21 protein-coding genes and 2 pseudogenes are annotated in these 25,649 nt (G+C 71.5%); 19 read left to right on the top strand and 4 right to left on the bottom strand.

What is annotated here, in order from left to right; all coding sequences use genetic code 11:
* The first annotated feature begins 135 nt into the window (after window positions 1-135).
* From N8I87_RS07780 to N8I87_RS07760, 5 genes are all read left to right on the top strand, one after another.
* Window positions 136-1,332, top strand: coding sequence for an argininosuccinate synthase (locus N8I87_RS07780; protein ID WP_263206744.1), 1,197 nt, complete (start codon window positions 136-138; stop codon window positions 1,330-1,332).
* Window positions 1,333-1,434: 102 nt separating this feature from the next.
* Entirely contained in the window at window positions 1,435-2,859 is a 1,425-nt protein-coding gene (gene argH, locus N8I87_RS07775; protein ID WP_263206742.1) for an argininosuccinate lyase, read from the top strand.
* 100 nt (window positions 2,860-2,959) lie between these two features.
* Window positions 2,960-3,931 (top strand): aldo/keto reductase, encoded by a 972-nt coding sequence (locus tag N8I87_RS07770; protein ID WP_263206741.1) that lies wholly within the window; start codon window positions 2,960-2,962, stop codon window positions 3,929-3,931.
* Window positions 3,932-4,067: 136 nt separating this feature from the next.
* Window positions 4,068-4,619, top strand: a complete 552-nt coding sequence (locus N8I87_RS07765) for a TetR/AcrR family transcriptional regulator (protein WP_263206739.1) — start codon at window positions 4,068-4,070, stop codon at window positions 4,617-4,619.
* On the top strand, window positions 4,616-6,139 hold the full coding sequence (locus tag N8I87_RS07760; protein WP_263206738.1) for an MFS transporter: 1,524 nt from the start codon (window positions 4,616-4,618) through the stop codon (window positions 6,137-6,139). Before N8I87_RS07765 ends, N8I87_RS07760 begins: the two co-directional genes overlap by 4 nt.
* Before the next feature lie 112 nt (window positions 6,140-6,251).
* Here the strand turns inward: N8I87_RS07760 and N8I87_RS07755 are convergent, their stop codons facing one another.
* Window positions 6,252-6,923, bottom strand: a complete 672-nt coding sequence (locus N8I87_RS07755; RefSeq protein WP_263206736.1) for a lysophospholipid acyltransferase family protein — start codon at window positions 6,921-6,923, stop codon at window positions 6,252-6,254.
* A 367-nt stretch (window positions 6,924-7,290) separates the two neighbouring features.
* Between N8I87_RS07755 and N8I87_RS07750 the strand changes: the two genes are divergently transcribed.
* The 3 genes from N8I87_RS07750 (at window position 7,291) to N8I87_RS07740 (ending at window position 9,582) form a co-directional block, all read left to right on the top strand.
* Window positions 7,291-8,457, top strand: a complete 1,167-nt coding sequence (locus N8I87_RS07750; RefSeq protein ID WP_263206735.1) for a glycerophosphodiester phosphodiesterase — start codon at window positions 7,291-7,293, stop codon at window positions 8,455-8,457.
* Between the two features lie 75 nt (window positions 8,458-8,532).
* Complete coding sequence (locus tag N8I87_RS07745; RefSeq protein ID WP_263206733.1) at window positions 8,533-9,039, top strand: RNA polymerase sigma factor; 507 nt, start codon at window positions 8,533-8,535, stop codon at window positions 9,037-9,039.
* 45 nt (window positions 9,040-9,084) lie between these two features.
* Complete coding sequence (locus tag N8I87_RS07740) at window positions 9,085-9,582, top strand: GNAT family N-acetyltransferase (protein ID WP_263206731.1); 498 nt, start codon at window positions 9,085-9,087, stop codon at window positions 9,580-9,582.
* Here N8I87_RS07740 and N8I87_RS07735 read toward each other — a convergent pair.
* On the bottom strand, window positions 9,572-10,000 hold the full coding sequence (locus tag N8I87_RS07735) for a hypothetical protein (RefSeq protein WP_263206730.1): 429 nt from the start codon (window positions 9,998-10,000) through the stop codon (window positions 9,572-9,574). The two genes, N8I87_RS07740 and N8I87_RS07735, sit on opposite strands and share 11 nt — an antisense overlap.
* A gap of 1 nt (window position 10,001) precedes the next feature.
* Window positions 10,002-10,361: a hypothetical protein gene (locus N8I87_RS07730; RefSeq protein ID WP_263206728.1), complete on the bottom strand. Its 360-nt coding sequence runs from the start codon at window positions 10,359-10,361 to the stop codon at window positions 10,002-10,004.
* Between the two features lie 41 nt (window positions 10,362-10,402).
* Between N8I87_RS07730 and N8I87_RS07725 the strand changes: the two are divergent.
* The 11 genes and pseudogenes from N8I87_RS07725 to N8I87_RS07675 form a co-directional block, all read left to right on the top strand.
* A pseudogene (locus N8I87_RS07725) lies at window positions 10,403-10,563 on the top strand (HAD family hydrolase); the annotation flags it as partial.
* A gap of 369 nt (window positions 10,564-10,932) precedes the next feature.
* Entirely contained in the window at window positions 10,933-11,985 is a 1,053-nt protein-coding gene (locus N8I87_RS07720; protein ID WP_263206726.1) for a methionine ABC transporter ATP-binding protein, read from the top strand.
* The gene (locus tag N8I87_RS07715; RefSeq protein ID WP_263206724.1) at window positions 11,982-12,719 is read left to right on the top strand and encodes a methionine ABC transporter permease; all 738 of its coding nucleotides are present in this window, start codon (window positions 11,982-11,984) and stop codon (window positions 12,717-12,719) included. Before N8I87_RS07720 ends, N8I87_RS07715 begins: the two co-directional genes overlap by 4 nt.
* 67 nt (window positions 12,720-12,786) lie before the next feature.
* Window positions 12,787-13,623, top strand: coding sequence for a MetQ/NlpA family ABC transporter substrate-binding protein (locus N8I87_RS07710; protein WP_263206722.1), 837 nt, complete (start codon window positions 12,787-12,789; stop codon window positions 13,621-13,623).
* A 142-nt stretch (window positions 13,624-13,765) separates the two neighbouring features.
* Window positions 13,766-14,404: a GNAT family N-acetyltransferase gene (locus N8I87_RS07705; protein WP_263206720.1), complete on the top strand. Its 639-nt coding sequence runs from the start codon at window positions 13,766-13,768 to the stop codon at window positions 14,402-14,404.
* Window positions 14,405-14,527: 123 nt separating this feature from the next.
* Window positions 14,528-15,745, top strand: coding sequence for a precorrin-6y C5,15-methyltransferase (decarboxylating) subunit CbiE (gene cbiE / locus N8I87_RS07700; protein WP_263206718.1), 1,218 nt, complete (start codon window positions 14,528-14,530; stop codon window positions 15,743-15,745).
* Between the two features lie 394 nt (window positions 15,746-16,139).
* Window positions 16,140-20,146 (top strand): annotated as a pseudogene (gene cobT / locus N8I87_RS44720) (nicotinate-nucleotide--dimethylbenzimidazole phosphoribosyltransferase).
* Between the two features lie 164 nt (window positions 20,147-20,310).
* Window positions 20,311-21,555, top strand: coding sequence for a uroporphyrinogen-III C-methyltransferase (cobA, locus tag N8I87_RS07690; RefSeq protein WP_263206716.1), 1,245 nt, complete (start codon window positions 20,311-20,313; stop codon window positions 21,553-21,555).
* A gap of 63 nt (window positions 21,556-21,618) precedes the next feature.
* Window positions 21,619-22,437 (top strand): TrmH family RNA methyltransferase, encoded by an 819-nt coding sequence (locus N8I87_RS07685; protein WP_263206715.1) that lies wholly within the window; start codon window positions 21,619-21,621, stop codon window positions 22,435-22,437.
* 106 nt (window positions 22,438-22,543) lie between these two features.
* On the top strand, window positions 22,544-23,512 hold the full coding sequence (locus tag N8I87_RS07680; RefSeq protein ID WP_263206714.1) for an IS481 family transposase: 969 nt from the start codon (window positions 22,544-22,546) through the stop codon (window positions 23,510-23,512).
* A 22-nt stretch (window positions 23,513-23,534) separates the two neighbouring features.
* Window positions 23,535-23,936, top strand: coding sequence for an NUDIX domain-containing protein (locus N8I87_RS07675; protein WP_263206712.1), 402 nt, complete (start codon window positions 23,535-23,537; stop codon window positions 23,934-23,936).
* A 340-nt stretch (window positions 23,937-24,276) separates the two neighbouring features.
* Here the strand turns inward: N8I87_RS07675 and N8I87_RS07670 are convergent, their stop codons facing one another.
* Complete coding sequence (locus N8I87_RS07670) at window positions 24,277-25,611, bottom strand: serine/threonine-protein kinase (RefSeq protein ID WP_263206711.1); 1,335 nt, start codon at window positions 25,609-25,611, stop codon at window positions 24,277-24,279.
* Window positions 25,612-25,649: the final 38 nt, after the last annotated feature.

The following is a 25,649-nucleotide window of genomic DNA, read 5'->3' as shown; positions in this document are numbered from 1 at the left end:
TCAGGGGTGAGTACGAGAAAGCGGTTTCATCTGTTCAACATCTCTTCGAAACTCTCTCGACGGGCTCGCCGATTGACGAATCATGCAGAGCGCTGCATACTCATGCATGTCGGTAATGCACGTGAGGAGAAACCAGTGACCGAGCGCGTCGTACTCGCCTACTCGGGCGGTCTGGACACCTCCGTCGCCATCGGCTGGATCGCCGAGGAGACGGGCGCCGAGGTCATCGCGGTCGCGGTCGATGTCGGTCAGGGCGGCGAGGACCTGGACGTCATCCGCAAGCGCGCGCTCGCGTGCGGCGCCGTGGAGGCCGAGGTCGCGGACGCCAAGGACGAGTTCGCCGACGAGTACTGCCTCCCGGCGATCAAGGCCAACGCCCTCTACATGGACCGCTACCCGCTGGTCTCCGCCCTGTCCCGGCCCGCGATCGTCAAGCACCTCGTCGCCGCCGCCCGGAAACACGGCGCCACCACGGTCGCCCACGGCTGCACCGGCAAGGGCAACGACCAGGTCCGCTTCGAGGCCGGCATCGTCGCCCTCGCCCCCGATCTCAAGTGCATCGCCCCGGTCCGCGACTACGCGATGACCCGGGACAAGGCGATCGCTTTCTGCGAGGCCAAGCGGCTCCCGATCGCCACCACCAAGAAGTCCCCGTACTCCATCGACCAGAACGTCTTCGGGCGCGCGGTCGAGACGGGCTTCCTGGAGGACATCTGGAACGGCCCGATCGAGGACATCTACGAGTACACCTCCAACCCGGCCGAGCCCCGCGAGGCCGACGAGGTGATCATCACCTTCGAGCACGGCGTCCCCGTCGCCGTCGACGGCAAGGCCGTCACCGTCCTCCAGGCGATCCAGCAGCTCAACGAGCGCGCCGGCGCCCAGGGCATCGGCCGGATCGACATGGTCGAGGACCGGCTTGTGGGCATCAAGTCCCGTGAGGTGTACGAGGCACCGGGCGCCATCGCGCTCATCACGGCCCACCAGGAACTGGAGAACGTCACCGTCGAGCGTGAACTCGCCCGCTACAAGCGGCAGGTGGAGCAGCGCTGGGGCGAACTGGTCTACGACGGCCAGTGGTTCTCCCCGCTCAAGCGCGCCCTCGACGGCTTCATCGCCGAGGCCAACCAGCACGTCGACGGCGACATCCGGATGACCCTGCACGGCGGCCGCGCCGTCGTCACCGGCCGGCGCTCCGAGTCGTCGCTGTACGACTTCAACCTCGCCACCTACGACACGGGCGACACCTTCGACCAGGCCGCGGCCAAGGGCTTCATCGACATCTACAGCATGTCCTCGAAGATCGCGGCGCAGCGTCAATCGCGGGCGTAGCCCGACGCGACCTCGCGCAGGCAGTAACGTCATTGCCGCCTCCCTGACCGCCGGTCGGCAGGGGGGCGGCGGCACATCCGTCTCTCTCTAGGAGCAACGCAAGTGAGCAGCAACAGCGGTGACGTACGGCTCTGGGGCGGCCGTTTCGCCGACGGTCCCGCCGAGGCCCTGGCCAAGCTGTCCGCGTCCGTCCACTTCGACTGGCGGCTCGCGCCCTACGACATCGCCGGTTCGCGTGCCCACGCGCGCGTGCTGCACAAGGCCGGGCTCCTCACGGCGGAAGAGCTGACCCGGATGCTGGCCGGGCTCGACCAGCTCGAGGCGGACGTGGCAGACGGCTCCTTCGTCGGCACCATCGCCGACGAGGACGTCCACACCGCCCTGGAGCGCGGCCTCCTGGAGCGCCTCGGCCCCGACCTCGGCGGCAAGCTGCGCGCCGGGCGCTCACGGAACGATCAGGTGGCGACCCTCTTCCGGATGTACCTGAGGGACCACGCCCGTACGATCGGCGCTCTGATCGCCGACCTCCAGGACGCCCTGATCGGCCTCGCCGAAGCCCACCCGGACGTGGCCATGCCCGGCCGCACCCACCTCCAGCACGCCCAGCCGGTCCTCTTCGCCCACCACGTCCTCGCGCACGTCCAGTCCCTGTCCCGGGACGCCGAGCGGCTGCGCCAGTGGGACGAGCGCACGGCGGTCTCGCCGTACGGCTCCGGTGCCCTCGCCGGCTCCTCCCTGGGCCTGGACCCGGAGGCGGTCGCCAAGGACCTCGGCTTCGAGCACGGCAGTGTCGGCAACTCCATCGACGGCACGGCCTCGCGTGACTTCGTCGCCGAGTTCGCCTTCATCACGGCGATGATCGGGGTGAACCTCTCCCGGATCTCCGAGGAGATCATCATCTGGAACACGAAGGAGTTCTCCTTCGTCACGCTGCACGACGCTTTCTCCACGGGCTCGTCGATCATGCCGCAGAAGAAGAACCCGGACATCGCGGAGCTTGCGCGCGGCAAGTCCGGCCGGCTAATCGGCAACCTGACGGGCCTGCTGGCGACCCTGAAGGCCCTGCCGCTGGCCTACAACCGCGACCTCCAGGAGGACAAGGAGCCGGTCTTCGACTCCTGCGACCAGCTGGAGGTGCTGCTCCCGGCCTTCACCGGCATGATCGCCACGCTCACGGTCAACCGCGAGCGCATGGAGGAACTGGCCCCGGCCGGCTTCTCCCTCGCCACCGACATCGCGGAGTGGCTGGTCAAGCAGGGCGTGCCGTTCCGTGTGGCGCACGAGGTCGCGGGGGAGTGCGTCAAGGTCGCCGAGGCCGAGGGCAAGGAACTGGACGGCCTCACGGACGAGCAGTTCGCGAAGATCTCCGCCCACCTCACGCCGGAGGTGCGCAGCGTCCTGAACGTCCCGGGCGCCCTGGCCTCCCGCAACGGCCGCGGCGGTACGGCCCCGAGCGCGGTCGCGATCCAGCTGGCCGAGCTGAAGCAGAACGTGGCGGCCCAGCACGAGTGGGCGACGGCCAAGTAGGAGCGACGGCCCAGCAGGAATCGGGCCTGTGCAGGAGCCGAGGGTCATCGCAGGTTACGTTGGTCGCAAGCCGTAACGGAGCGATCGAACGGAGCCCGCGATGCCCTTCGCGCGACTGGCCTCAGCAACGACCCCGACCTGCCACATCGGACTCGGTCTCGCCGCCGTCGGACGCCCCGGCTACATCAACCTCGGCCGGGACCACGACCTGGGCGAGGACCGCAGCGTCGGAACGCTGCGCACCCGCACCCACGAACTCCTCGACGCCGCCTACGCCCAGGGCGTCCGCTACTTCGACGTCGCCCGTTCCTACGGCCGCTCCGAGGAGTTCCTCGCCGACTGGCTGAATGCCCGCCCCGACATCGACGACATCGTCGTCGGCAGCAAGTGGGGCTACACCTACACCGCAGGCTGGACCACCGACGCGGAGCGGCACGAGGTCAAGGACCACAGCCTCGCCACGTACGAGCGGCAGCGCGCCGAGACCGACGAACTGCTCGGCGACCGCCTCGACCTCTACCAGATCCACTCGGTCACCCCGGACAGCCCGGCCCTCACCGACAAGGAACTCCACAGCCGGCTCGCCCAGGCCGCCGCCGAGGGGGTCACCATCGGCTTCTCCACCAGCGGCCCCGCTCAGGCCGACGCCATCCGGGCCGCCCTCGCCGTGACCGTCGACGGCGAGCCCCTCTTCCGTACCGTCCAGTCGACGTTCAACGCCCTGGAGACCTCGGCCGGCCCCGCCCTCGCCGAGGCCCATGACGCCGGGCTCACGGTGATCGTCAAGGAGGGCATGGCCAACGGGCGGCTCGCGGAGCCCCATGCACCGGACGCGCTGAAGGCCGTGGCCGCGGAGACCTCCCTCGGCTGCGACGCCGTGGCCCTCGCCCTGATCCTGCGCCGACCGTGGGCCGGGATCGCCCTCTCCGGCGCCGCGACCACCAGCCAGCTCGCCTCCAACCTGCACGCCGCGGTTGTCGACCTCGACGAGGACCAGCTGGAGCGGCTCGCGGCCCTCGTCGAGGAGCCGGCCGCGTACTGGGAGCGGCGCGGGCAGTTGCCCTGGCACTGACGGATACCTCCGTGCCCTTGCGCTGACGGACTCGCCCGTGCCCCGGCGCTGACGGGGCACGCCCACCGACCAGCGACGATGAGTCGCACATGCCTATCGTGAGACATGAATGTCTCATGTGGGCTACTCTTGTCTCATGGCTCTCGATCGTGACCACGTGCTGCGCAGCGCCGCGGCCCTGCTGACCCGTAAGGCCACGGCCACCATGGACGAGGTCGCCAAGGCGGCCGGGATCAGCCGGGCCACGCTGCACCGCCACTTCGCCGGGCGTGACGCGCTCGTGCGGGCGCTGGAGGCGCTCGGCATCGCGGAGTGCGAGGCCGCGCTCGAGACGGCCCGGCTCGACGAGGGGCCCGCGAGCGAGGCCGTACGCCGCCTGGTGCGGGCGATCGAGCCCGCCGCCGGACTCCTCGCCTTCCTCTACACCGAGAACCAGCTGTTCGAGGGCGAGGAACAGAACGAGGGCTGGGCCCGCGTCGACGCCCGGGTCGCCGCCCTCTTTCGGCGCGGCCAGGCCGGCGGCGAATTCCGTATCGACCTCACTCCGGCCTGGCTCACCGAGGCGCTGTACGGCCTGATGGCCTCCGGCGCCTGGGCGGTCGCGGAAGGCCGCGTGGCCCCCAAGGACTTCACCCACATGATCACCGAGCTGTTGCTCGGTGGCGCACTCCGAAGAGAGGAATCATGACCAGCACCCTGCAGCCGGCCGTCACGACGGAGGCGGAGAGGCGTCCGGGCCGTTGGCTCGCGCTCTCCGTCCTCGTGCTGGCCGTGCTGCTGGTGGCCGTCGACGCGACCGTCCTCGGCCTCGCGACCCCCTACATCAGCGAGGACCTCAACCCCTCCGGCACCCAGCTCCTGTGGATCGGTGACGTCTACTCCTTCGTCATCGCCGGACTGCTGGTCTCCATGGGCAGCCTCGGCGACCGCATCGGCCGCAAGCGGATCCTGCTCGGCGGCGCCACGGTGTTCGGCGCGATATCCGTCCTCAACGCCTACGCCACCACACCGGAGCTGATGATCCTGGCGCGGGCGCTGCTCGGTGTCGCGGGCGCGACCCTGATGCCCGCCACCCTCGCCCTGATCCGCAACCTGTTCCACGACCCGCGCGAGCGCAGCCTCGCGGTCGGCATCTGGGGCGCCACCGCCTCCGCCGGCACGGCCGTGGGCCCGATCGTGGGCGGCTTCCTCCTCGGACACTTCTGGTGGGGCTCGGTCTTCCTCATCAACCTGCCGGTGATGGTGGTCCTCGTCCTCGTCGGCATCAAGACGCTGCCCGAGTCCCGCAACCCCAGCCCCGGCCCGTGGGACCTGATCAGCGTCGTGCTGTCGCTGGTCGGCATGATCGGCGTCGTCTACGCCGTCAAGGAGGCCGCCACGCACGGCTTCACCCCTGCGACGCTCGTCGTGGGCCTGCTGGGCGCCGCCGCGCTGTACGGTTTCGTCCACCGCCAGCTCACCATGCCCACGCCCCTGCTGGACATGCGGCTGTTCCGCAAGCGGGGTTTCAGCGGCGCGGTCCTCGCCGACCTGCTGACCGTTCTCGGCATGTCCGGCCTGGTGTTCTTCCTCTCCCAGTATCTGCAACTCGTGCAGGGCAGGCGCCCGTTCGAGGCGGGTCTGGCCGAACTGCCCGCCGCGGTCGGCGCGGTGGCGGCCGGTCTCGTCGCGGGCCGCGCGGCCCGGCGCTTCTCGGTACGCGCCGTGGTCTCCGGCGGCCTCGGCGCGATCGGCCTCGCCCTCGCCGTGCTCACGACGCTGGGTCAGTCGACCGGCTATCCGGTCCTGGGCGCAGCGCTCCTGGTCGTCGGAGTGGGCGCGGGCTTCTCCTTCACCGTCACCGCCGACGTGATCCTCTCCAGCGTCCCCAAGGACCAGGCGGGCGCCGCCTCCGCGGTCTCCGAGACGGCGTACGAACTCGGCGCCGCCCTGGGCATCGCCCTGCTCGGCTCGATCGTGACGGGCGTCTACCGCGACTTCACCGGCCCGGCGGGCACCCCGGAGGCGGCCCATGAGTCACTGGGCGCGGCGGTGGAAACGGCGACGACTCTCCCCGCCCACACCTCCGCGGAACTCCTGGCGGCGGCCCGTGACTCCTTCGTCCACGGCCTGCACCTGGCATCGGGCGCAGGAGCGGCAGTCCTCCTGGCAACAGCCACGGCGGCATGGTTCCTACTGAAGGACCAGAAACTGGAAAGCACCGGCTGAGGAAAGCGCCCCAATAGGGGCGCGGGGCGGTATCGATCTGCGGCTCCGCCGCGTGGGCGCGACAAGCCACAACGCACCCGCACCCGGAATACGACAGAAACTCCTACGACTCTCAGGCCGCCTTCGCCTTCGTCGCATACATGTCCACGTACTCCTGCCCCGACAGCCGCATGACCTCCGCCATCACGGAGTCGGTCACCGCCCGCAGCACATACCGGTCCCGGTCCATCCCCTCGTACCGGGAGAACTCCATCGCCTCACCGAAGCGCACGGTGACGCGGCCCGGCCGCGGGATACCCCGGCCCCCCGGCTGCAACTTGTCCGTGCCGATCATCGCGAAGGGAACCACCGGCGCGCCCGTCATCAGCGTGAGGCGGGCGATGCCGGTGCGGCCCCGGTACAGCCGGCCGTCGGGCGACCGCGTGCCCTCGGGGTAGATGCCGAAGACCTTGCCCTCCTCGAGGATCCGGCGACCGGTCATCAGCGCGGCCACGCCACCGCTCGCCCCGTCCCGGTCCACCGGGATCATGCCGACGCCGGTGAAGAACCAGGCCATCAGCCGGCCCTTGAGGCTCTTGCCGGTGACGTACTCGTCCTTGCCGATGAAGAACACCTGCCGTTTGGTCACCAGTGGCAGCACGAGCGAGTCGATGAACGTGAGGTGGTTGCCGGCCAGGATGACCGGTCCGTCGCCCGGGATGCGCTCCGCGCCCTCCACCTGGGGGCGGAACATCAGGCGCATGATCGGTCCGAGCACTGCCTTGATGAGCGCGAAGCGGGACAACGGGTCCTCCGATGTCGAGGGGGTCGATATGAGTCTATGCAGGTGAGGACATTACTCGCGGCTCCCGGGGAAGCGCACATCGGGTGCGTCCGCTTCACCTAGGTCTTACGTACTGTTGACGCGGGTTTACCTGCGGTGGCGTGCCGGAATCCGCGCGTGACGCTGTTGCGACGATGTGACGGACATCGCGCGGGTGGCCCATCGGCCGGGTGCCCGCGCCGTCGGCGTCGATGCCGACGGACCGTCACATCGTGCTTTCCTCATGACATCCGGCGTCACCCGCGTGTTCGAACCGGGGTCTCCCGGCGGTCATGTCCACGCCCCTACCATCGGGCCGCAATCACGGGCGGACGGCAGGAGGGCCCTCATGGAAAGCCACGAGTCGAACGAGCAGACGCAGGGCACCGCACGACGGGCGCTCCTCGGCGCCGCGGTGCTCGGCGCGGGCGGAGCGGTCTTCGGACCGCCCGGCGCCGCCAGAGCCGCAGAGACGGCCCGCAGCGGCGGCGGCCTGAAGAGCCTGCCCAAGCCGACGATCATCGGCCACCGGGGTACCAGCGGCTATCGGCCCGAGCACACCTTCGGGTCGTACGACCTGGCCCTCGACCTCGGCGCCGACGTCGTCGAGGCCGGCGACCTGGTCCCCACCAAGGACGGCCATCTCGTCTGCCGCCACGAACCCGAGATCGGCGGCACCACGAACGTCGCGGACCACCCCGAGTTCGCCGGCCGCAAGACCACCAAGGTCCTGGACGGCGTCCCCACCACCGGCTGGTTCACCGAGGACTTCACGCTCGCCGAGCTGAAGACGCTGCGCGCGATCGAGCGCATCCCGGCCAACCGCCCGCACAACACCCTCTACGACGGCCGCTGGGAGATCCCCACCTTCGAAGAGGTCCTCAAGTGGCAGGACGAGCAGACCCGTAAGCGGGGCAAGCAGGTCTGGATCTACCCGGAGACCAAGCACCCCACCTACTTCCGCAAGCTGGGCCTCGGCCTCGAGGAGCGGGTCGCCAAGCTGCTGCGCAAGTACGGCAAGGACCGGCGCAACTCGCCCGTCATCCTGCAGTCCTTCGAGCCGACCAGCATCCAGCGCCTGAACAAGCTGGTCGACAACCCGCTCGTGGTCCTGCTCTCCGGCGCGACCAGCCGCCCCTGGGACTTCGTCGAGGCGGGCGACCCGCGCACGGTCGCCGACCTCATCACGCCCAAGGGCCTCAGGGAGATCGCCGGCTACGCGCAGGGCATCGGCCCGACGCTCGACCTGGTCATCCCCAAGGACGCCGACGGCAGGCTCACCACGCCGACGACCCTGGTCGCGGACGCGCACAAGGTGGGCCTGATCCTGCACCCCTACACCATGCGCAACGAGAACCCCTTCCTCCCGGCGGAGTTCCGCAAGGGCACCGGCGCCGACGCCTACGGAGACGCCTTCGGGGCATTCAAGACATACTTCGCAACCGGTATCGACGGTGTCTTCACGGACAACGCGGACACCGGTCTGCTCGCCCGCGAGGACCTCGTCAACGGCTGAGCCCGCTCAATCCGTTCGGGTAGATCCGCGGCCGCCCCGGCAACCTGCCGTCGGGGCGGCCGCGTCGTTCCGCATATGACGCACGATCTGGTTGCCGCGCTGAGCCCGCTGCTCACCGCCGAGGCATCCGCCGAGGCATATGCCTCCGGAACCGAACCGGGTGACCTGGAGCAGGCGGTCTGGCTGCGCCTCCTCGAGCGGCTGGACTCCGACGGGCCGCCGCTCGACCCCGAGGCGTGGCTGCGCAAGGCCGTCCGCGCCGAGGTGCGCCGCAGCCGTCGTACGACCCGTCTCGAGCGGCCGTACGACACGGAGCCCGCCGACGACAGCGGCAGGGGGCCCGAGCAGCTCGCCCTCACCGCCGCCAGGCACCGTGCCCTGCGCGAAGCGGTCCGCCGGCTGCCCGGCCGCTGCCCTCGCCTGCTGGAGGCACTGCTCTCCCCTAAGGACCTCACATACCGGGAGATCGCGGGGGAGTTGGGTATCTCACAGGGCAGTCTCGGCCCGGAACGTTCCCGATGTCTGGGATGTCTGCGTCGATTGCTCGCACCGGAGGTTGCGGCCCGCGAAGTGCGGGGATAGGAGTGGGGGACGACAGACGATCAGGTGAGCGGGAGGCGTGCGCACATGGGCATGAGCGTGACCATCTCGGTGGCGACCGAACAGGACACGGAGCAGATCTTCAGGCTCCAGTACCTGTGCTTCCAGAGCGAGGCGGCGTTGTACGGCAACTACCGCATCGACCCGCTCGTCCAGAGTCTCGACTCGGTCCGTCAGGAGGTCGCCTCCGACTGCGTCTTCGTCGCCCGGCTCGGCGAGGAGGTGGTGGGCTCGGTGCGCGGCACGGTCACCGAGGACGGCGCTGCCGCCATCGGCAAGCTCTGTGTCCACCCGCGGCTGCAGGGCCACGGCATCGGGGCCAGGCTGCTGCGCGCGGCCGAGGGGGCCCTCGCCGAGGAGCGCGGCGCCAAGAAGTTCCGCCTCCACACCGGCCACCGCAGCGAGGGGAACCTGCGGCTGTACCGGCGGGTGGGCTACGAGACGGTGGGCACGTCCAAGGGAGCGGACGGCGTACCGCTGATCGTCCTGGAGAAGCCGGCGGGGACGTACGCGACTACGGCGTGACGCCGTCCCGCGCCTTCCGCAGCCAGTACATGGCCGACAGGGGCAGCAGTACGGGGATGAAGACGTACCCCACGCCGTAGTCGGACCAGACCGTCGCGTCCGGGAAGGCCGACGGCTCGACCAGGGTCCATGTACCGACGACGAGCACTCCCGCGAGTTCGGCGGCGCAGCACACCAGCGCCGCCTTGCGCGCTTTCTCGCCGCCACGCACGAGCGAGTACGTGATGAACCCGTACACCACACCCGCGACGGCGGACAGCGAGTAGGCGAGGGGCGCCCGTTCGAAGTCCGTCGCGATCTGGACGACGGACCGTGAGACGGCTGCGACGACCATCACGCCGTAGAGCCAGACGAGCAGAATGCCCGGCCCGCTGATGAGCCGCGTCCGCGCCGGCTTCGTCTCCTCGGTGGCCGTCATCTCACCCTCCCCAGATGTCGAAGAGCCGCACCTCGAGCACGGCCAGCACCACACCGCCCGCGGCGACGGTCATCGACCCCCACCGCGTCCGCTCGGCCAGCGACATGAAGCCCACCGCCGGGACGCACGCGAACGCCCCCAGCAGATACGCCACGAAGATCGTCGTGCCCTGTTCCGGCTTCTCGCCCCGCGCCAGCTGGACCACCCCGACCACCAGCTGCACCACGGCAAGCAGCGACACCACGGCCATACCGATGAAGTGCCAGTCCTTGGTCGGCTGGTCACGGTAGGCGGCCCACCCGCACCAGGCGGCGAGCAGCAGCGCGGCGACACCGGTCACCAGCGTCAGGGCATTGAGCATGCGCAGACCCTATTACGGGCCAAAGGGTCCGACGCGGCCGCCCCCGGCGGCTCCGGGCAGGCCGCACCGCCGGGATGACCACCGTGGCCTTGGCCACAACCCACCCGGCCCATGAACCGGTCGCCGATCTGGTCGTCGATGATCTGTCGGCCTTGTCCGCCCTGGTCACCGGCTGGGAGCGGAGATGTCCGTACGCCGCTGAGGGGTGTCCAGCGCTGTCCAGCATGCGGACGGCTGCGGACTGTCAGGACCGTACGTCTGGTTTACTGATCGCATGACCACGACGAGCAGCCGCATCCCTGCGACCGAGGCGACCATGACGCCCGGTGCTCGTTGTATGTGTCGAATGTGCGCCTTCTAGAGGGCCCCCGCACCACCTGAGCCTCGCGCCCCGAAGCGAGAGCCGTGGCACGTCCGCGTGTCGTCCGACGACATCCGCGACGTAAGCCGCCCCGCGCACATGTTCTCCCCCGGTTCCATCGCCACCGCGAGAACCGTGCCGCGTCCCTGAACGAATGCACCTGTGCCCGGGCACACCCACGCCCGCGCACTCGACAGTGACGGAATCACAGTGATCACCACATCGGGCCTGACGAAGACATACCGGGCCGACCGCTCACGCGGCCGAGAGGTCACCGCCCTCGACGGCGTCGATCTCCACGTTCGCGAGGGCGAGGTGTACGGCGTCATCGGCCAGTCCGGCGCCGGCAAGTCCTCGCTCATCCGCTGCGTCAACCTGCTGGAACGTCCCACCGCCGGGACCGTGACCGTCGCCGGGCAGGACCTCACCGCCCTTGCCGGGCGCGGACTACGGGCCGGCAAGGAACTGCGCCGCGCGCGCAGCCGGATCGGCATGGTCTTCCAGCACTTCAACCTGCTGTCCTCGCGCACCGTGCAGGACAACGTCGAACTGCCGCTGGAGATCCTGGGCAGGTCGGGCAAGGACCGCTCCCGCAAGGCGCTCGAACTGCTCGACCTCGTGGGCCTCACCGACAAGGCCAAGGCCTACCCGGCCCAGCTCTCCGGTGGCCAGAAGCAGCGCGTCGGCATCGCCCGCGCTCTCGCCGGCGACCCCAAGGTGCTGCTCTCCGACGAGGCCACCAGCGCCCTGGACCCCGAGACGACCCGCTCCATCCTCCAGCTGCTGCGCGACCTGAACCGGCAGCTCGGTCTGACCGTTCTGCTCATCACGCACGAGATGGACGTGGTCAAGAGCGTCTGCGACTCGGCCGCGCTCATGGAGAAGGGACGCATCGTCGAGTCCGGCACCGTCAGCGAACTGCTCGCGACCCCCGGCTCCGAACTGGCCGCCGCGCTGTTCCCGGTCGGCGGCGAGGCCACCGGCGCCGACCGGACGGTGCTCGACGTCACCTTCCACGGCGAGGCCGCCACCCAGCCGGTCATCTCCCAGCTCTCACGCACCTACAACGTCGACATATCGATCCTCGGCGCCGCCATCGACACCGTCGGCGGCCTCCAGATCGGCCGTATGCGCATCGAACTGCCCGGCCGTTACGAGGACAACGTCGTGCCGATCGGGTTCCTGCGCGAACAGGGCCTGCAGATCGATGTCGTGGGCGCAGCGGGCCAGGAGCCCGTGCTGGTGAAGGAAGGTGCCAAGTGACCTGGTCCGAGATGCAGCCGCTGCTGTCCCAGGCGTGTTGGGACACGCTCTACATGGTCGGCTGGTCCACGCTCATCGCCGTCGTCGGCGGGCTTCCGCTCGGCATCCTGCTCGTCCTCACCGACAACGGCGGACAAGTGCAGAACGTCGTCGCCAACAAGCTCGTCGGGCAGATCGTGAACATCGCCCGCTCGATGCCGTTCATCATCCTGATGGTCGCGCTGATGAGCTTCACCCGCTGGATCACGGGGACGACCATCGGCCGCGAGGCAGCCATCGTGCCGCTCGCCATCGGCGCCATCCCGTTCTTCGCCCGCCTCGTCGAGACGGCTGTCCGCGAAGTGGACGGCGGGCTCGTCGAGGCCGTGCAGTCGATGGGCGGCAACACCTGGACCGTCGTCCGCAAGGTCCTCGTGCCCGAGTCGCTGCCCTCGCTGATCTCCAGCACCACGACCACGGTCGTCGCCCTCATCGGCTACTCCGCCATGGCCGGCACGGTCGGCGCGGGCGGCCTCGGCGACATCGCCATCCGCTACGGCTACCAGCGCTTCGAGACCCAGATGATGTGGATCACCGTGGCGATCCTCGCCGTCGTCATCTCGGTCATCCAGTTCGCCGGCGACCACGCGGCCCGCTCCCTGCACCGGCGCGGCGGCCGCTCCGGCCCGGCGCCGAAGCTGCGCCTGCTCAAGGCCAGGACGCCCGCGGCCGCCGACGTGAGCAAGGCCGCCTGAGCCCCCACACAAAGACTCCCCGTTCACCCAACACGGGGTCGCACCACCCCTAGGAAAGGCACTTTTCGTGCGTAACACCGCCAAGATCACCACCGCCGTCCTCGCCGCCGGAGCCCTCACCCTCGGGCTCACCGCCTGCGGCTCGGAAAAGGCATCCTCCTCTTCCTCCGCCGCCTACAGCGGCCCGCTGGTCGTCGCCGCGAGCCCCACCCCGCACGCCGAGATCCTGAACTTCGTCAAGAAGAACCTGGCGAAGAAGGCGGGCCTCGAACTGGAGGTCAAGGAGTTCAGCGACTACATCGTGCCGAACACGGCCACGGAGGACGGTTCCGTCGGGGCCAACTACTTCCAGAACCAGCCGTACCTGGACGACTTCAACAAGAAGCGCGGCACCCACATCGTGCCCGTCGTCACGGTGCACCTGGAGCCGCTCGGTCTCTACTCCCACAAGGTGAAGAGCACCGACGCTCTGAAGAGCGGCGCGACCGTCGCCGTCCCGAACGACACCGTGAACGAGGCGCGCGCCCTCAAGCTGCTCGCCGCCAATGGGCTCATCACCCTCAAGGACGGCGTCGGTACCGAAGCGACCCCGCAGGACATCACCAAGAACCCGAAGAACCTCACGTTCAAGGAGGTCGAGGCGGCCCAGACCGCGCGCTCCCTGGACGACGTGGACGCCGCGGTGATCAACGGCAACTACGCCATCTCCGCGGGCCTCAAGCCCGCTTCGCAGGCCCTCGTCCTGGAGTCCGCGAAGGACAACCCGTACGGCAACTTCCTCGCCGTGAAGAAGGGCAACGAGAAGGACCCGCGGGTCAAGAAGCTCGCCAAGCTCCTGACCTCGCCCGAGGTGAAGAAGTTCATCGAGGACAAGTACCAGGGCTCGGTCATCGCCTCGTTCTGACGGGGCGTATACCGCGTATCGCCACGCACGGGGTCCACTCCATCACCTGGAGTCGGCCCCGTCGTGCGGTTCGGTGGTTTCATGCTGCATGCTGGGCAGTTGAGCAGGCCTTGAAGGTTTTCCGAAGGTTACGGAGCGGCGCATGACTAGCACCTTCCCCAACATCTCCATCAGCACGGAGCGGTTGGTGCTGCGGCCCCTCGACGAGGACGACGTGCCCGCCCTGGCCGAGATGATGAACGACGAACAGGTCGCGGCCTGGACCGACGTCCCCCAGCCGTTCACCGAGGACGGCGCCCGGCACTGGATCACCGAGTACGCGCCCGCCGAGCGCGCCACCGGCCGGGGCCTGGACCTCGCCGTCACCGAGTTCCTCACCCAGCGCCTGGTCGGCATCGTCCAGCTGACGAAGACCAACTGGCACATCCGGTCCACCGAACTGTCGTACATCGTCGCCCCCTGGGCCCGTGGCGAGGGCTATGCCTCCGAAGCCGCGCTCGCCACCGCCCAATGGCTTCTCGGCGACCAGAAGTTGGAACGCATCGAGCTGCGCACCGCCGCCGACAACACCGCCTCCCAGCAGGTCGCCCAGAAGATCGGCTGCATCAGCGAGGGCGTCCTGCGCAACGCGTGCATAGTCCACGTCCGCACCGAGGACGGCGCGTGGACCGATGTGCGCACCGACTTCATCGTGTGGAGCCTGCTGCCCGAGGACCTGGAGGGCGCGGGCGAGCAGCTCGCCGACACCGGCGGTTTCACGTCGTTCTCGGACTGGAACTGACAGCACGGGACCCACAGGGGTACCGCCCGTCGCGCGCCCGCCGGCCCCACCAGGTACTCTCACGGAGCCTGCCTGCGGGCCCCCACCCCTGACGACCTGCGCAAACCCTGGAGACTGACGACGATGGCCGACCGCGTCACGGTGATCGGCTGGGACGGTTCACCGCTGACCGCCGCGGCCCGCGGCGCCCTGGGCGCCGCCACCCTCGTCGCGGGCGCCGCCCATCACCTGGCGCTCCCCGAGGTGCCCCACGCCGCCGAACGCATCCGCCTCGGCAGCGTCGCCCTCGCCGCCCGCCGTATCGCCGCCCATCGCGGAACCGCGGTGGTGCTCGCCGACGGCGACCCCGGCTTCTTCGGTGTCGTACGAACCCTGCGCGCACCCGAGTTCGGCCTGGAGGTGGAAGTCGTCCCCGCCGTCTCCTCGGTGGCCGCCGCCTTCGCCCGCGCCGGAATGCCCTGGGACGACGCCCAGGTGGTCGTCGCACACCGGCGCACCCTGCGACGCGCGGTGAATGTGTGCCGGGCCCATACCAAGGTCGCCGTACTGACCTCACCTGGCGCTGGCCCCGCCGAACTCGGGCTGCTCCTGGACGGGGTCCACCGCACCTTCGTCATCTGCGAGGAACTGGGCACCGAGCGCGAACAGGTCACCGTCGTCACCTCCGACAAGGCCGCCGACCACAGCTGGCGCGACCCGAACGTCGTCATCGTCATCGGCGGACCGGTCGGGGCGGGCGAGGACGGCGGCTGGATCGCCGGACGCGACCCCGGTACGGGCCCGCGTGGCTGGGTCCTGCCCGACGAGGCCTACGGCGGCGGACTCGGCGAGGGGGAGACGGAACTGCTCCGCGCGGCCCAACTCGCCCGCCTGGGACCGCGCGTCGGCGACCTCGTCTGGGACATCGGCTGCGGCAGCGGCGCGTTCGCCACCGAGGCCGCGCGCGCCGGTGCCGCAGTGATCGCCGTCGACCGGAACCCGCAGGCGTGCGCCCGCACCGAGGGCGCCGCGCGGTACTTCGGCGTGCAACTGCAGATCGTGCACGGCACCGCCCCGCACGTCCTGGAGAACCTGCCCGAACCGGACGTCGTCCGCGTCGGCGGCGGGGGAGCGGCCGTGGTCTCTGCGGTCGCCGACCGCCGCCCGCAGCGCATCGTCACACACGCCGCCACCCGCGACGAGGCCGAACTCGTCGGCCGCGATCTGACCGAGCACGGCTACCGGGTCGAGTGCGCCCTGATGCAGTCCGTCGAACTCGAGACGAGGGGCTGGACGGAGACGGAGCGGAACGTTGCGTTCCTGCTCACAGGGGAATTGCTGCGGCGCGAAGCGCCTCGTTGAGGGGTGGTGGTCGGGCGACGGGCGGGCACTACCGGATCGCGCCCCGTGATCCTGTTGTCGTACTGCGCGCGGTAGGCTGGCCGATCGTTGTACCGCTCCAGTGGCCCGGAACTTCGTTCGTCAATGTCCGGAAAACACGCCCGTTTTGGGGTGGGTGTGGTACGGCAGAACCGGAGGACGCGCAACGTGGCGCAGTCCACAGCGGGCTGTCGCGGATCAAGCTGTCGCGACGGTGGAACGACCGGGACAATGCCACCGAATGGCTTTGTCGCCTTTTGCGGGGCGGTCGTTCGTGCCGCTGGGCTCACACGCTCGTTCTTCACTGTGGGGCGGTCGGTGCGCCGTTCCGGGTGAGCTGGTCGTAGAAGCACTAACCGATGGGCGAGGGGTACGCATGACGGACACCGGCCAGGTCCCGGGCGAGGGACTGCCGGAGAGCGCAGGCAGGGTGGAACAGCCAGGCGTTCCCGCGCACGGCATGTACACCTACCTCTCCGAGACCACCGCCGAGGACGAAGACCTGCTCCTGCCGGGCGCCCAGAGCGCTTGGGGCAACGAGGTGCCGCCGCCTCCCCCGGAGCCGGTCGTCGAGGCCGTGCACGAGCCGGGCCCGCACGAGGCGGCCGGCCGTGACAGCGGCTCCGTCGACCTCGGTGGCGTCCGCCTGCCCGACCCGCCCGTGTCCGTCCCGCCGTCCCCGATCCTCTCGGCCCCGCACGAGCAGACCGCGGCCGCGGCCCTGCGCCGCCCGCTGCACATGGGACCGCCGATCCCCAACGCCACGGCCAGCCCGGTCCGCTCCCTCGCCGACCGCGGTCCGGCGGGCGCACCGGTGAGACAGCCCGGCCCGCAGCCGACCGGCCCCGAGTACCTCGACGTCCAGGCACTGCCCGACGCGGCACCCCAGGGCGCGGGCCCTTGGGGCGCGCCGCAGGCACCCGCGGCACAGGTGGGCGCTCCGGCCCCGGCCGCGGAAGCGGTGGCTCCCCCTCTTCCGGAGTCGGTCGCCGGGCCGGCCACCGGCCCCGGCGCGGCCCAGGCGGCTGTGTCCCGGCTCGCCACGGAGGCCGCCACGGGGGGTACGGCGGAGCAGGCGCCCTCACCGGGCTTCGCGACCGCCGCCGCTCCGGCGGATACGGCGGTGGCCGTCCAGGGTGCCGCGCAGGAGGGCCCGCAGGTCGTGCACGGCCACGACGGGATGCAGCCCGTGCAAGGGCATGACGGGGTGTACGGCGCGCCGGTCGCGCGGGAGACCGGGCCGGCTCAGGGTCCGGCGGCCGTGCCGGGTGCCGAGGGCGGCCAGGGCGCGGAGGCCGTGCAGACTTCCGCCGCCATCCAGATGCCCGGCGGGACCGGCCCGCAGGAGACCGGGGCCGTGCAGGTCGCCGGGGTTCCGGACGGTGTGCAGGGCCCGGTCGCCGCACCGGGTACGGAGGGCGCCGAGGGGCATGCTCCGGCAGGGCCGCAGATTGCGCAGGCCCCGCAGGCCCCGCAGGCCCCGCAGGCCCCGCAGGGCCAGACTCCCGAAGGTCCGAGGTTCCCGGAGGCCGAGGGCGCGCAGATCGCCGAGGCCGCACAGGCTCAGGTGCACACGCCCGCCGACGGTGTGCCCGTGGCCCAGGTCGCCCTGTCGCCGGCTCAGACCGTCGCTCCGGTCGCCCCCGCCGCCGACGCGGGACCGGCGCAGCCCGGCGTGCCCGGCCCGGCCCTTGCCGCCGAGGCCGTGCAGGCACCCCAGCCCGCCGCCGTCGTCCAGGAGACGCCGGAGGCCGAGGTGATCGTGCCCGCCCCGGACGCCGCACTGACCACGCCCACCGGCGAGACCGTCGCGACGCCCGCCGAGGGCACGCCCGTGCTCGCGGACGCCCAGCCCGCGCAGCCGGACGCCGCCGCCCAGGCCCCCGGCCCGCCCACCCCGCTGCCGACGAGGTCCCGCAGGCCGTCGGTCCCGTGAGCGAGCAGCCGCCCGCCGAGGAGGCCCGGCAGCCCCAGCCCGGCCATGAGCCGCAGGCCGTCGTCGCCGAGTCCGGCCACACCGAGGAAGCCTCCGCCGCCATTGCCGTACCGCCGCAGGGGCCCGTCGGCACGGGGGCCGAGGCGGGTCAGCAGGCCGTCGACCCCGCCGCGCCGAACGCCCAGCCCCAGGCCCAGGTCCAGCCTTCGGCGCCCGTCGTGGCCGAGGGGCCGCAGACCGTGCCGCCCGCGCCCGTCGCGCACCCCGTGACCGACGACGCCGCCACCGAGGCCGTTGCCCCCGAGGCAGACACCCCCGACGCCGCGCCGGACGCCGACGCCCCCATGGCCGCGACCGTCCCCGAGCAGGCCGCCCCCGGCGACTCCCTCCCGGGTGGTGTTCCGCTGGTGGCGCACCCGGACCAGCCCCTGGGCCAGTTCGTGCCCGTCGAGGGAACGGTGCCGACCACTCCGCACCTGGCCCCGACCCCGCCGCACCCGCTGGTCCTTCCCCTCCAGGAGCCGCCCGCCGCGGCCCCGGAGGAGCCCGCGGCCACGGTCCCCGCACCCCGCGAGGCCGAATCCGCGCCCGTCCCGGCCGCGCCGGACGTGGAGCCCGGCCCCGAAGTCGTACAGCACGCGGAGGACCTGGAGACCAGGGCCGCCGACCAGGAAGAGAGCACGGCCGCAGTGGCAGAAGCACGACAGTCCACCGGCCCGGCCGCGCCCGCCTATGACGACGCCGAACGCGAAGCCGTCCTCAAGGTCATGCGCGAGCGCCGCGACATCCGCAACGGCTTCCGCAGCGACCCGATCCCGCACGAGGTGCTGCTGCGCGTCCTGGAGGCCGCCCACACCGCGCCCTCCGTCGGCCACTCGCAGCCCTGGGACTTCGTCGTCATCCGGTCCGCCGAGACCCGCCGCACGATGCACGAGCTGGCCATGCGCCAGCGCGACGCGTACGCGAAGTCGCTGCCCAAGGGCCGGGCGAAGCAGTTCAAGGAACTGAAGATCGAGGCCATCCTCGACACCCCGGTGAACATCGTCGTCACCGCCGACCCGACCCGCGGCGGCCGGCACACCCTCGGCCGTCACACGCAGCCGCAGATGGCGCCGTACTCCGCGGCGCTCGCCGTCGAGAACCTCTGGCTCGCCGCCCGCGCCGAGGGACTCGGCGTCGGCTGGGTCAGCTTCTTCGACGAGCGCGAGATGGTCCGCGCCCTCGGCCTGCCCGAGCACCTGGAGGTCATCGCCTACCTGTGCGTCGGTTACGTCGACGAGTTCCCGGACGAGCCCGAGCTGATGCAGGCGGGCTGGTCGAAGCGGCGTCCGCTGTCCTGGGTCGTGCACGAGGAGACGTACGGCCGTCGCGCGCTGCCCGGCGAGGACCCGCACGACCTGCTCGCCGAGACCGTCGCCGGGATCCGCCCGCTGGACGCCAAGGCGCTCGGCGAGGCCTGGGAGCGGCAGAAGCGGATGACCAAGCCGGCCGGTGCGCTCGGCATGCTGGAGATCATCTCCGCGCAGCTGTCCGGGCTGTCCCGGCAGTGCCCGCCGCCGATCCCCGAGCCCGCGGCCGTCGCGATCTTCGCCGGTGACCACGGTGTGCACGCCCAGGGCGTCACCCCCTGGCCGCAGGAGGTCACGGGCCAGATGGTGGCCAACTTCCTCGGCGGGGGCGCGGTCTGCAACGCCTTCGCCAACCAGGTGGGCGCCGAGGTCTGCGTCGTCGACGTGGGCGTGGCCTCCGACCTGCCCGCCACGCCGGGTCTGCTGCCCCGCAAGGTCCGCGCGGGCACGTCCGACATGACCACCGGTCCCGCGATGACCCGCGAGGAGGCCAAGGCCGCCATCGAGGTGGGCATCGAGACCGCCCGCGACCTGGTGGCGGCCGGCAACAAGGCGCTGCTCACCGGCGAGATGGGCATCGCCAACACCACCGCCTCCGCGGCCCTGATCTCCGTCTTCACCGGCGCCGACCCGGCCGAGGTGACCGGCCGTGGCACCGGCATCAACGACGAGACCCTGGCCCGCAAGACCGAGGTCGTCCGCCGGACCATCGAGCTCCACCAGCCGGACCCGGCCGACCCGATCGGCGTCCTCGCGGCGATCGGCGGCTTCGAGCACGCGGCGATCGTCGGCCTGCTCCTGGGTGGTGCCTCGCTGCGTACGCCGGTGATCCTGGACGGCGTCAGCGCCGGAGCGGCCGCCCTGGTGGCCCGCGCCATCGCCCCCGAGGTCCTCGCGGCCTGCATCGCGGGCCACCGCAGCGCCGAGCCCGGCCATGTGGCCGCCCTCAACAAGCTGGGCCTGCGCCCCCTGGTCGACCTCGACCTGCGCCTCGGCGAGGGCACGGGCGCGCTGCTCGCCCTGCCGCTGGTGCAGAGCACGGCACGGGCGATGCACGAGGTGGCGACGTTCGATTCGGCCGGAGTGACCGAGAAGTAGCCGCAGTGACCGAGAAATAGGCGTCACGGCGGCGGTGGTCCGGTGTTCAGCCATCGGACCACCGAGCCGTGTGTCCCGCCCGCACCTTAAAATCCGCACGTCAGGGCCGCTCCGAAGTCGCAGCGCGCCCACCGCACCGCCGCCTGTACGAGGAGTCGCCCCTCATGGCCGAACACCCCGCCTACCCCGTAGGCCTCCGCCTCTCCGGCCGCCGAGTGGTCGTCCTCGGCGGCGGCCAGGTCGCCCAGCGCCGCCTGCCCGCACTGATCGCGGCGGGCGCGGACATCGTCCTCGTGTCGCCCGAGGCGACCCCCTCGGTGGAGGCGATGGCGGACGCGGGCGAGATCGCCTGGGAGCGGCGCCCGTACGCGGACGGGGACCTGGCCGACGCCTGGTACGCCCTGATCGCCACCAGCGACACCGCGACCAACACCGCGGCCTCCGCCGAAGCAGAGCGCCACCGCGTCTGGTGCGTGCGCTCCGACGACGCCGACGCGGCCACCGCGTGGACCCCGGCGACCGGCCACAGCGAGGGCGTGACCGTCGCCGTGCTCACCACGGACGCGCGCGGTCGCGACCCGCGCCACACCGCGGCCATCCGTGACGCGGTCGTGGAGGGCCTGCGGGACGGCACCCTCGTCGCCCCGCACCACCGCACCAGGACGCCCGGAGTGGCGCTGGTCGGCGGCGGCCCCGGCGACCCCGACCTCATCACGGTCCGCGGCCGCCGCCTCCTCGCCGAGGCCGACGTCGTCATCGCCGACCGCCTCGGCCCGCGCGACCTGCTCGCCGAACTCCCGCCGCACGTCGAGGTGATCGACGCGGCGAAGATCCCCTACGGCCGCTACATGGCCCAGGAGGCCATCAACAACGCGCTCATCGAGCACGCGCAGCAGGGCAAGTCCGTCGTACGGCTCAAGGGGGGCGACCCCTTCGTCTTCGGCCGGGGCATGGAGGAGGTACAGGCGCTCGCGGAGGTCGGCATCCCGTGCACGGTCGTCCCGGGCATCTCCAGCTCGATCTCCGTGCCCGGCGCGGCCGGCATCCCCGTCACCCACCGGGGCGTCGCCCATGAGTTCACCGTGGTCAGCGGCCATGTCGCGCCCGACGACGAGCGCTCCCTGGTCGACTGGCCCTCGCTCGCCAAGCTGACCGGCACCCTGGTGATCCTGATGGGCGTCGACAAGATCGGGAAGATCGCCGAGACGCTGGTCGTCCACGGCAAGTCCCCCGACACCCCGGTCGCCCTGGTCCAGGAGGGCACGACCGCCGCACAGCGCCGTGTCGACGCGACCCTGGCGACCGTCGCCGAGACCGTACGTGCCCAGGACGTGAAGCCGCCGGCGGTCGTCGTCGTCGGCGCGGTCGTCGGCGTGGGGCCGCGACCCGGTCCGGCACCGTCCGCGTAACCGCGGGTAACCTGTCCCGTCAGAGCCGTTGGCACCACACCCAGGACAAGGCAGTATCACCCTGTGGCCGATCTCATCACCGTTGAGGATCCCGACGACCCGCGCCTGCGCGACTACACGGGCCTGACCGACGTCGAGCTGCGCCGCAAGCGAGAACCGGCCGAGGGCCTGTTCATCGCCGAGGGCGAGAAGGTCATCCGCCGCGCCAAGGACGCCGGTTACGAGATGCGCTCCATGCTGCTCTCCGCCAAGTGGGTCGACGTCATGCGTGACGTCATCGACGAGCTCCCGGCGCCCGTGTACGCGGTCAGCCCGGAGCTCGCCGAGAAGGTCACCGGCTACCACGTGCACCGCGGCGCCCTCGCCTCCATGCAGCGCAAGCCGCTGCCGACGGCGGCCGAACTGCTGCGCTGCGCCCGCCGGGTGGTCGTCATGGAGTCCGTCAACGACCACACCAACATCGGCGCGATCTTCCGCTCGGCGGCCGCCCTCGGCATGGACGCGGTCCTGCTCTCCCCGGACTGCGCGGACCCGCTCTACCGCCGCAGCGTGAAGGTCTCCATGGGCGCGGTCTTCTCCGTGCCCTACGCCCGCCTGGACACCTGGCCCAAGAGCCTGGACTCGGTCCGCGAGGCCGGCTTCTCACTGCTCGCGCTCACCCCGGACGAGAAGGCGAAGAGCCTCGACGAGGCCGCCCCGCACCGGATGGACCGGGTGGCGCTGATGCTCGGCGCGGAGGGCGACGGCCTGTCCACCCAGGCGCTGGTCGCCGCCGACGAATGGGTACGCATCCCGATGTCCCACGGCGTCGACTCCCTCAACGTGGGCGCGGCGGCCGCGGTCGCCTTCTATGCGGTGGCCACCGGCCGCCCCCTGGCCTAGGTGTACTCGGCCGTCACGTTGGTGACACGCAGCCGTCGGTAGTTGATCAAGGAAGGACCTCCGGGCGTAGTGGAGATAGCCGTCTTCACTCACCTCGGAGGTCCTGGTGGCCCACGCTAATGCCCGGCTGACTTTTCACGGCAGATGCCTGCTGGTGCGTCGTGTCGTACTGGACCGGCGTCCGGTCGCTCACGTCGCAAAGGAACTCGGCGTCTCCCGCCAGTGCGCCCATCGCTGGGTGAACCGCTACCGCGCGGAGGGCTGGAGCGGGCTGCAGGACCGCAGCAGCAGTCCGCACCGCCGTCCCACCCGCACACCCGCGGCCGTCGAACAGCGCGTGCTCAAAGCCCGCCGCACCCTGCGCACGGGTCCCGACGCCCTGGCCGAGCAGACCGGCGTCCCCGCCCGCACCATCAGCCGGATCCTCAGCCGCCACCAGGTGCCGGCGCTGTCCGCCTGCGACCCGCTGACCGGCCAGGTCATCCGCGCCACCAGGGCCAGCAGCCGCCGCTACGAACACTCCCGGCCCGGCGACATGATCCATGTCGACGTCAAGAAGCTCGGCAGGATCCCCGCCGGCGGCGGCCATCGCGCCCACGGCCGCGGTGAACGACCCGGATCGATGCGGGGACTGGGTTACGACTACGTCCACGCTGCCGTCGACGACCACTCCCGCCTCGCCTACGCCGAGATCCTCCCCGACGAGAAGGGCACCACCTGCGCGGGCTTTCTCACCCGCGCAGCCGCGTTCTTCCACGCTCACGGCATCACCCGCATCGAGCGGGTCATGACCGACAACGCCAAGAACTACCGGCTCTCGCACGACTTCCAGACCGCATGCCAAGCACTCGGAGCACGCCAGAAGTTCACCCGCCCGCACTGCCCGTGGACCAACGGAAAGGTCGAACGGTTCAACCGCACCCTGCAGACCGAATGGGCTTACCGGAAGGTCTTCACCAGCAATGCCCAACGCGCGCGAGCACTCGCGCCCTGGCTCGACTTCTACAACACTGGCCGCCGACACACCGCGCTCGGCGGCCAGCCACCGATCAGCCGACTGTCACCAACCTCATGACCGAGTACACCTAGGACCGGGCATGCGGGACGCAATCGTCGCGGTTCTCCCGCGCGGCGACCGCGTGCTGGTCATCCGCCGAGGCCCGGCCGCCGAGCGCTCCGGCTACTGGGCGCCCCTCAGCGGCAGGCTCGAGCCCGGCGAGACACAGGCGGAGGCACTCGTGCGCGAGGTCCGCGAGGAGGTCGGCCTCGAGGTCACCGCGGGCGAGAAGGTCTGGGAATCGCTGACCGACGACGGCACCTTCCGCCTCCACTGGTGGACCGCGAACCCCGGCACCGCCGACCCGGTCCCCGACCCCGGCGAGGTCGCCGACGTCCGCTGGGTGACACCGGAGGATTTCCAGCACCTGGACCCCGTCTTCGACGGCGACCGTGAGTTCTTCGCCCGAATCCTGCCCCAACTCCTGCGCGCCGCGCCCTGAGTTCGGGTCTGTCCGCGCGGCGCATGGCCGACGTCAGGGCGCGGTGGCTGGGATCAGGTCACGGCCCGCCCCGGTGCCGCCACCAACCGGATTCTGCCGGTGTCGGGACGCGGGTGGCTGCGGGCAGGTTCAGTCCGTGGGCCGACGGCTGAGGCGAGGGGGCGGCGCATTTGTCCGGCGCGGGGCGGATCGACCGGGCGGGTGGGCCGCCGCCGTACCGGCATCATGGCGCGGCGCAGGATCGCCGCCGCATCCCCCTCCGTGTGGTCGTCCGCGAAGCTGAACAGTTGCCGGTCCTGGTCCGGTCGAGCGGGCCACCGACCCGGGGTGCGCAGGCTCCTCAGGCCGCCCTGGCATCCGGTGGTGGCACATGTACGTGCGCGTGGTGCGGCGACACCGTTCCTCCCACGCCGCCGAGTCCCCGCGACGGCCCCTGACAGCCCTGGGCCGTCGCGATGCCGAGGGCGACCAGCAGGGTCACCACGACGAACACGAACAGCCGCTGCCGCAGCAGCCGCGGATTGGCCGGCCGTCGCCCGGTCCCCGTGGCGCGCGGTCCCGGGCGGCCGGTGCCGCTGCGGGGCGCGGGGCGGCTGCCGCCCCGTGTCGTATTGCGGGCCACCGGGGTCGGCCGGGATCCGCCCCGCGACGGGGCACCGCCGCCGCGCGAGGCGCTGCCGCCCCGTGCCGGAGTGCCGCCGCGCGGTGCGGGGGTCGAGCTCGAGCTCGGCGACGGCTGTGGACGGCGCAGTGTGCGCTGCTGCTCGGAGCGGGTGTCGGTGAGCCGCCCGGTGGGCCGGTCGGTCTCGCCGGGCCGGGGCGTGGGCGGCCGTACGTCGGACAGGCCCTGGGCCTCGCGGGCCGCGATCTCCTTGAGCCTGAGGGAGAGTTGGAGCGTACTGGGCCGCTCCTCGGGGTCCTTCGCCAGACATGCCCGTACCAGCGGGGCGAGCGCGTCCGGTACGCCGTGCAGGTGCGGTTCCTCGTGCACCACGCGGTACAGCATCACCTCGGAACTGCCGTGCCCGAAAGGGGAGTCACCGGTCGAGGCGTACGCCAGGGTCGCGCCCAGCGAGAACACGTCCGTGGCGGGCGTCACCGCGGCACCGCGCACCTGCTCGGGCGCGAGGAACCCGGGCGAGCCGACCGCCGTGCCGACGTGCGTGAGCGTCGAGGCCCCCGTCGCCCAGGCGATGCCGAAGTCGATGATCCGCGGCCCCTTCGGGGACAGCAGGATGTTGGACGGCTTCAGATCCCGGTGCACGACCCCCGCCTCGTGCACCGCGACGAGCCCCTCGGACAGGGCGGCACCGATCGCGGCCGCCTCCGCCGCCCCGAGCGCACCCTCGTCGGCGACCTTGTCGTGCAGGGAGGGGCCGGGCACGTACTGCGTGGCGAACCACGGCCGCTCCGCGTCGAGATCCGCCGCGACGAGCCGCGCCGTACACCCGCCCCTGATCCGCCGAGCCGCCGAGACCTCACGGGCGAAGCGCGAGCGGAACTCCTGATCCTCCGCCAGATCGGGCCGGATGACCTTCAGGGCGACCCGCTGTCCCTTCTTGTCGGAACCCAGGTAGACAACGCCCATCCCGCCCGCGCCCAGCCGTCTGTGAAGCCTGAACGAGCCGACGACGCGCGGGTCCTCGCGCCTCAGGCGCATCATCGCCATGTTCATCCCCGCTGCCCGGTCCGTGTGACGAGCCACAGCTTACG

The organism is Streptomyces sp. HUAS 15-9 (genome assembly GCF_025642155.1).
Taxonomy (GTDB): Bacteria; Actinomycetota; Actinomycetes; order Streptomycetales; family Streptomycetaceae; genus Streptomyces.
Note: the sequence above shows the minus strand (reverse complement) of the source record. Positions and strands in the feature narration are given on the sequence as shown.

Excerpts from the sequence above, each read along its gene's own strand:
- N8I87_RS07770 (WP_263206741.1), top strand. The coding sequence starts at position 2,960 with ATGCCCTTCGCGCGACTGGCCTCAGCAACGACCCCGACCTGCCACATC.
- N8I87_RS07765 (WP_263206739.1), top strand. The coding sequence starts at position 4,068 with ATGGCTCTCGATCGTGACCACGTGCTGCGCAGCGCCGCGGCCCTGCTG.
- N8I87_RS07760 (WP_263206738.1), top strand. The coding sequence starts at position 4,616 with ATGACCAGCACCCTGCAGCCGGCCGTCACGACGGAGGCGGAGAGGCGT.
- N8I87_RS07750 (WP_263206735.1), top strand. The coding sequence starts at position 7,291 with ATGGAAAGCCACGAGTCGAACGAGCAGACGCAGGGCACCGCACGACGG.
- N8I87_RS07745 (WP_263206733.1), top strand. The coding sequence starts at position 8,533 with ATGACGCACGATCTGGTTGCCGCGCTGAGCCCGCTGCTCACCGCCGAG.
- N8I87_RS07740 (WP_263206731.1), top strand. The coding sequence starts at position 9,085 with ATGGGCATGAGCGTGACCATCTCGGTGGCGACCGAACAGGACACGGAG.
- N8I87_RS07735 (WP_263206730.1), bottom strand. The coding sequence starts at position 10,000 with ATGACGGCCACCGAGGAGACGAAGCCGGCGCGGACGCGGCTCATCAGC.
- N8I87_RS07730 (WP_263206728.1), bottom strand. The coding sequence starts at position 10,361 with ATGCTCAATGCCCTGACGCTGGTGACCGGTGTCGCCGCGCTGCTGCTC.
- N8I87_RS07705 (WP_263206720.1), top strand. The coding sequence starts at position 13,766 with ATGACTAGCACCTTCCCCAACATCTCCATCAGCACGGAGCGGTTGGTG.
- cbiE (WP_263206718.1), top strand. The coding sequence starts at position 14,528 with ATGGCCGACCGCGTCACGGTGATCGGCTGGGACGGTTCACCGCTGACC.
- cobA (WP_263206716.1), top strand. The coding sequence starts at position 20,311 with ATGGCCGAACACCCCGCCTACCCCGTAGGCCTCCGCCTCTCCGGCCGC.
- N8I87_RS07675 (WP_263206712.1), top strand. The coding sequence starts at position 23,535 with ATGCGGGACGCAATCGTCGCGGTTCTCCCGCGCGGCGACCGCGTGCTG.
- N8I87_RS07670 (WP_263206711.1), bottom strand. The coding sequence starts at position 25,611 with ATGAACATGGCGATGATGCGCCTGAGGCGCGAGGACCCGCGCGTCGTC.